This window comes from Subtercola boreus, from assembly GCF_003399625.1.
GTDB classification, from domain to species: Bacteria; Actinomycetota; Actinomycetes; order Actinomycetales; family Microbacteriaceae; genus Subtercola; species Subtercola boreus_C.
In genome coordinates this window covers 1-5813 of record NZ_NBXA01000036.1, presented here as the reverse complement: position 1 = coordinate 5813, position 5813 = coordinate 1, and the positions used below count along the sequence as shown (strand labels likewise).

The following is a 5813-nucleotide window of genomic DNA, read 5'->3' as shown; positions in this document are numbered from 1 at the left end:
GCTGGTACAACGCCCGCCGACGCCACTCCGGCATCGGCTACCTCAGTCCATTAGAGTACGAACGCCGCCAGCTCACACTGGCAGCCTGACCAACCAACCACCTGTCCGGGAAACGGGGTCAGCCTCAGGCAAACTCACCCCCGTCGAGTTTGAGACAATTTACACAACCGCAAACGCGGCCTGAAAACCATCAACCCCCAGTGACAACCAAACTCTGGGCAGACCCCAACGGAGAGAACGTTGCGCATGAAGTGGACCCGGCACCGCTGCCACGCAGCACCCTGGAACACGGTCCCGATCGCTTTCTTCAACCCGGAGTGCGCATCAGACATGACCAGCTTCACCCCGTCGAGGCCACGCACTTTCAGCGAGCGGAGAAACGCAGTCCAAAACCCTTCGTTCTCGGTATCTCCGACATCGAAGCCGAGGACCTCCCGCCGCCCGTCGGCGGCCACCCCGACCGCGACGACGATGGCCTGAGAGACGATCCGATGATTCACGCGGGCTTTGCAGTACGTCGCGTCGAGGAACACGTACGGGTAGTCCAGGGCCGACAGGGTCCGGTCGCGGAACTGCGCCACCTCCGCGTCCAGGCCAGCGCAGATCCTCGACACTTCAGACTTCGATATCCCGGTATCGGCGCCGAGCGCTTTGATCAGGTCGTCGACTTTCCGGGTAGAGACGCCGTGCAAATATGCTTCCATGACCACCGCGAACAACGCCTGGTCGATCCGTCTGCGGCGTTCCAGCAGGGCGGGGAAGAACGTGCCAGCGCGCAGCTTCGGGATCTTGAGATCAAGTTCCCCGGCGGTCGTTGTCAGCACTCGAGCTCGGCTGCCGTTGCGGTGAGTGGTGCGTTCCTCGGAGCGTTCGAACGGGGCGGCGCCGATGAACGCGGTCGCTTCGGCGTCGATCAGCTCTTGGTAAAGCGTCTCGGTCGCGACCCGGATTCGGTCGGTGACGTCGGTGAGTTTCAGCTCGCTAAGAAGGTCGAGCAGGGCAGACTGGTCTAAAGCCATCGTGTGGCGTCCTTTGCGTGAGAGTTTTAGTCGGTTCTCACTGACCATCACACGGTGGCTTCTTACGTCGACGATGCAACGCACAAGAACCCAAAACCACACCACTCACAGGGACGTCACCCCAATTACCCACGACTGCGTCATCAAACACCCACAACCGTCACCAAATACCCACCAAATATCCGTGGGTATCTGATGACAGTTAGCCCGACGGGACGACTGAATTGAGTCACGTCATCAAATACCCACTCGAGATCTCTGGGCCGCGCCTGCCGGCGTCACCAAGTACCCACGCCAGGTGCCCTCACGTGCGTCACCAAATACCCACATTGATTTAAGCTGATTCGTCGAACTAACTGTTGGAACTTCACCTCGACGAATTAGCCCGCGCACCGACATCACCCTCAACTGAGGGATCCTGTCTGGATAACCAGTGTCCCCGTCAGCTGTTCGCACCTACTCAGCGACAACAAGAGCCCACCGCTTCATCAATGGCAGGTAATCCGCGTTGCAGCTCTTCAGGACCGGCGGCGTATCCCGCCACTAGCACCCGGGCGGCGTCTCCTGTGCAGGGCAGGTGTTTCCGGTCGATCACACTGTGGTGTCGTCGGTGTCGCCCGTATCATTCACCCCGCCTATGACTGATGCGAACGAAGGTGCAGCCCACCAGGCGGCGTGCTGAGCCCACGTCACGATGTTGTGCCCGATTGCCGCCGTAGTCACCGCTAGGGCAGGTCGCCGGCTTTCGGTAGCGTTCGAATAGCTATCTGGCGCGCGGTGGCAGCAGCAGGGAATCCTGCATACGCGGAGGAGTGGTACACCACCTCTTCGAGTTCCTCGACGGTGAGCCCATTTCGCAGGCCAATGGAAAAGTGAACCTCCAGTTCCCCCTCGGCACGCAACGCGATGAGGATGCCGAGCGTCACGAGACTGCGGTCCCGGCGGCTCAGCGCAAGGCGGTTCCACAGTGAGCCGAACACGTTCGTCAGGGTCAACTCCCCGAGTTCTTCTCCGAATTTACCGTCCGCAAAGGAGACCTCGCCCTCAGCAATCACACCGGGGAGCAGTTCACGGAGGACCCGGATGCCCTCCTTGCGAGGATCGGTCACAGTGACGCTCCTGACTGCGGCACTGGGCGAATCGGTGTGTCGGCCCAGGCCGCGATCGACTTCGTTATGAACCCATCCCAGTCTCTGGCCCGGTCGACGAGAACGTCGACCACCTGGTTGTCTGTTGGCAGCATAAACGTGTTCGCGACGATCGCCTCCGCGACCAACTCTCCGACCTCCTCCGGCTGTTTGATGCCGAATTGCGCTCCGGGCCCTCGCGTGGCGGTCTCCTGTCCGAAGGTGCGGATGGACGCCATAATGTTGGTTTCCACAGGTCCTGGACACAGCACCGTGACACCGATGCCACGCGGTCGGAGGTAGAGCACCAGCGCTTCGGAGAGCTGCACGATGGCGGCCTTTGACGCCGCGTACGGAGTGCGATCGTAAGCGTAGCTATACAGGCCGGCGAATGACGCCGTGTTGACGAGATGACCGCTGCCCTGCTCAAGGAGGATCGGTAGAAAAACCGCGTTGCTGCGCACCACAGACATGAGATTGATGTTCAGCACGCGCTCCCACTCTGCGACCGGGATCTCTTCGGGGAGGCCCCTGGTGAGAACCCCTGCATTGTTCATCACAACATCGACTCGGCCGAACTCGGTGAGCGTTTCATCGCGCAAGACGGAGAATGCGTTGTCGTCACCGACATCCGAATGGATAGCAAGTGCTTGAACTCCGAGCGCCTCGATTTGCTCGACCACGGCGCCCGCTCCTGAGTCATCGAGGTCGGCCACGACCACGTTCGCTCCCCTCCGCGCGACAGCGAGTGCCGTTGCCTTTCCGATTCCGCTCGAGGCTCCTGTGACAATGACGGTTGCATTTTTCAAAGACTCCATAGTCTTCTTCCCTTCGTCTTCGGTTGACGCAATAGGTTTCTGATGACACAGTGAGTCTAATGAATCAAACGATTGATTAGTAATGAAGGAGTGATTTTGATGGGTGTTTTAGACGGACGAATTGCGATCGTCACCGGGGCGGCCGGAGGAATCGGCGAGGCTGTCTCCAGACGCTTTGCCGAAGAGGGTGCTGGGCTCGTACTCAGCGACATTCGAGGTGACCGCGTTCAGGAGATCGCCGCAGAAATCGTGGATGCTGGCGGTCGCGCCATCGCAGTCGGCGCCGACCTGGCAGTGGAGTCTGACATCAGCGCCGTGGTGGACGCAGCGATTGCGACCTACGGCCAGGTCGACATTCTGGCCAACATCGGACAGGGCGGGATGGATCGTCATACCTTCTTGGAAGACACCACGGTGGAAAACGCGCTCTTCACCTTCACCACAGGACCTCTGCAGGCGATGCTCTTCATGCAGAAGTGCCTTCCCCACATGAAGGCCAAACACTACGGACGGATCATCAACGTCGCCTCGCACTCGGCCATCCTCGGATTACCGGGCTTTGCGCCGTACGAAATTGCCAAAGGGGGCGTGCAGGCGCTCACTCGCAACGCGTCTCAGGAGTGGGGCAAGTACGGAATTGTCACCAACCTCTTCCTACCCGGGATCAAGACGCCGGCGTTCGACCTGACCGAGCAAGGGCGCGAGCAGGCCGTCTTGCTTGCCACCCAGATTCCCGTTGGCCGATTCGGCCTTCCCTACGAGGACTGCACCCCGCTCGTGTTGTTCCTCGCGAGCGAGGGTGCCGGGTACGTCAACGGGCAATCGATCGGCGTCGACGGCGGCAAGACGATGATCGCCTGAGCGTGTACGCTCTAGGCTCGTAATATGACGCGTTCCGCCGCACGACCTGTCCGGGGCCGCCCCGTCGGGTCCGATGGCGCGGTGACGCGTCAGCGCCTGCTCCGTGAGACAGTCGACCTGGTAGCCGAGCGGGGTTACGGCGGCGCGACAATGCGTGAACTGGCGTCGCGCGTGGGGATGACAATCGGTACGGTCTTCTACCATTTCGACTCCAAGGCAGCACTGGTTTCGGCTGCCCACGTCGAAGTGATCGAGCCACTCCTCGATCGCACCTACGCTGCCGGGCGCGAGGAGAGTGGATTCCTCGCCGGGGTGGGTGCCTGGCTCGAAGTGGGGGGAGAAGTTCTCGAGGAGTGTCCCGCAATCGCCCGGTTCGGGGCGGCCCTTCAGCAGGCATCCGACCCGGCCATTCGGGCCATCCACGAGCGGGTCATCCAACAGCAAATCGACGAGTTGCACGAGCTCGCCAGGGCGAACGCCAGCGAGCTGGAGCAGAGCGGGCACCATTGGGAAGCGGTCGCGGATGCAGCGCGAGCCATGGTGATCGGCCTCATCGATCTTGCCGAGCACAGCAATGTGCCACGATCCCAGGCTGCGCGCTCGGCAGCCGTCGCAATCCTGACGCGGTCGATCGGGCCTACCGCAACGAAGCTCTGAGCCGCCGTAACGCGAGATAGGGTCTTCGGGCGCTCAGGTCCGGCGACGCCGCCCCGATAAACGCGACGAACTTTGCGCGATCACGACGGCATCTGAATCGCAATCCCACACAGACGCAACCAATGCGTCGACCAATGGTTCGATCAGAGAAGGTCGCACCGTTTGACTGCGGACTTTTCAGGGCATCTGTCATCTGGCACTGCGCCATCACCTCAGTGGACGGCGACGCCAGACGAGCATGAAGATTAGGCCGGTCAGGATGCGCACAAGCCCAGCTAAACCGAGACTCGTGACTCCGGCGACGCCTGTAAACGAGAGCAAGGCGGCTGCAGCGGCGACCGCAGGGATCGCAAGTGTCACGTGCGCGAAATCGCAGACAGAAGTCGGGCTCGAGGTATCCCAAAAAGGTGTAAACGCTAGAGGTCTATATACGCTGATAACCGACCTTATGTCAACAAAGAGCCAGCGAATCCACGTCAGATGCGAAAACTTGGGAGCTCTCATTCGTCGCCACGCGCACTTCCTGAGGCGCACCGTGCTGGTCACCTGAGGGCGCCTAACGCGCTGTCGCATCCCGAGTTCACCACGCGTGATGCGAGAGGTCGATGGCACGCGGGCCGATTCGTAGGCATCAGGTCGCCGCGCGCCGACCTGTCAGACCAGTCGCAGTCTGGGTGATCGCGGGTTGCCGCGTGCCGTCTCCCACGAGCGGGCCGCGACAAGGTATGGGCGGGACCATTCGGGGAGTTCGTCGGTGTGACGCACGACTTCACCCCACCGGTCAGGCTCATCGCTGAATCCGAACCCCTTGTTGCCGCCGAGCGTCCCGTCAACCCGGACTCGCACGCCGTCGATGAATACGTGCAACGCCCCGAGGGAATCATGGGCAGGCCAATGCTCCACACGCAGCACTCGCGGAGACACCACCAGCCGCCGACCACCGCTCTCCACCCCGTCGACATCAGGCAACCCGTCTATTAGCTTCCAGGAGTAGACGACATCGCAGTGCTCGACCTCATCGCTCACGCTTGCACCTCCGTCTTGTTCCTCATGCGTTGTGCCCCGTGCTCAAGTAGTGATGCTGGCAGGGGCCTACTTGTCGTAAATGTCCCGCCGATGACCGGCCTGAACCACCACGACGGTTAGTACATCGTCCTGGATGCGGTACAACACTCGGTAGTCCCCGGTCCGTACCCGCCACTCCGGGCGCCCAGTCAGCTTCTTCGCCGCCGGCGGGCGCGGATCCTCAGCGAGCAGTTCGACCGCGGCCTGCACCCGGCGTTTGGCCTCTGGCGGCAGCTTCTTGATCGCGCGGGCCGCAACCGGGAGTA

At 61.5% G+C, this 5813-nt stretch carries 7 protein-coding genes and 1 pseudogene; 3 read left to right on the top strand and 5 right to left on the bottom strand.

The annotated features are described in order from the left end of the window. A partial coding sequence (locus tag B7R21_RS21015) for an IS3 family transposase (RefSeq protein WP_367302594.1) occupies nucleotides 1–89 on the top strand: 89 nt, incomplete at its 5' end. 141 nt (nucleotides 90–230) lie between these two features. Here the strand turns inward: B7R21_RS21015 and B7R21_RS17920 are convergent. The 3 genes and pseudogenes from B7R21_RS17920 to B7R21_RS17910 all read right to left on the bottom strand — a co-directional run. Beyond that, nucleotides 231–1019 (bottom strand): annotated as a pseudogene (locus B7R21_RS17920) (IS256 family transposase); the annotation flags it as partial. Nucleotides 1020–1744: 725 nt separating this feature from the next. After that, the gene (locus B7R21_RS17915; RefSeq protein ID WP_116284628.1) at nucleotides 1745–2128 is read right to left on the bottom strand and encodes a carboxymuconolactone decarboxylase family protein; all 384 of its coding nucleotides are present in this window, start codon (nucleotides 2126–2128) and stop codon (nucleotides 1745–1747) included. Further along, the gene (locus tag B7R21_RS17910; protein WP_116284627.1) at nucleotides 2125–2964 is read right to left on the bottom strand and encodes an SDR family NAD(P)-dependent oxidoreductase; all 840 of its coding nucleotides are present in this window, start codon (nucleotides 2962–2964) and stop codon (nucleotides 2125–2127) included. The genes B7R21_RS17915 and B7R21_RS17910 overlap by 4 nt, the downstream gene beginning before the upstream one ends. Before the next feature lie 99 nt (nucleotides 2965–3063). Here B7R21_RS17910 and B7R21_RS17905 point away from each other — a divergent pair, with 99 nt between their 5' ends. Both B7R21_RS17905 and B7R21_RS17900 read left to right on the top strand, forming a co-directional pair. Then, entirely contained in the window at nucleotides 3064–3825 is a 762-nt protein-coding gene (locus B7R21_RS17905) for an SDR family NAD(P)-dependent oxidoreductase (protein ID WP_147305947.1), read from the top strand. Nucleotides 3826–3849: 24 nt separating this feature from the next. After that, nucleotides 3850–4482: a TetR/AcrR family transcriptional regulator gene (locus tag B7R21_RS17900; RefSeq protein WP_116284625.1), complete on the top strand. Its 633-nt coding sequence runs from the start codon at nucleotides 3850–3852 to the stop codon at nucleotides 4480–4482. Between the two features lie 654 nt (nucleotides 4483–5136). Here B7R21_RS17900 and B7R21_RS19800 read toward each other — a convergent pair. Both B7R21_RS19800 and B7R21_RS17890 read right to left on the bottom strand, forming a co-directional pair. Then, the gene (locus B7R21_RS19800; protein ID WP_147305946.1) at nucleotides 5137–5508 is read right to left on the bottom strand and encodes a hypothetical protein; all 372 of its coding nucleotides are present in this window, start codon (nucleotides 5506–5508) and stop codon (nucleotides 5137–5139) included. A gap of 66 nt (nucleotides 5509–5574) precedes the next feature. Continuing rightward, the coding region (locus B7R21_RS17890; protein WP_147305945.1) for a type II toxin-antitoxin system RelE family toxin at nucleotides 5575–5813 on the bottom strand (239 nt) is incomplete at its 5' end.

Coding starts and splice junctions, on each gene's coding strand:
- B7R21_RS17910 (WP_116284627.1), bottom strand. CDS start 2,964: ATGGAGTCTTTGAAAAATGCAACCGTCATTGTCACAGGAGCCTCGAGC.
- B7R21_RS17905 (WP_147305947.1), top strand. CDS start 3,064: ATGGGTGTTTTAGACGGACGAATTGCGATCGTCACCGGGGCGGCCGGA.
- B7R21_RS17900 (WP_116284625.1), top strand. CDS start 3,850: ATGACGCGTTCCGCCGCACGACCTGTCCGGGGCCGCCCCGTCGGGTCC.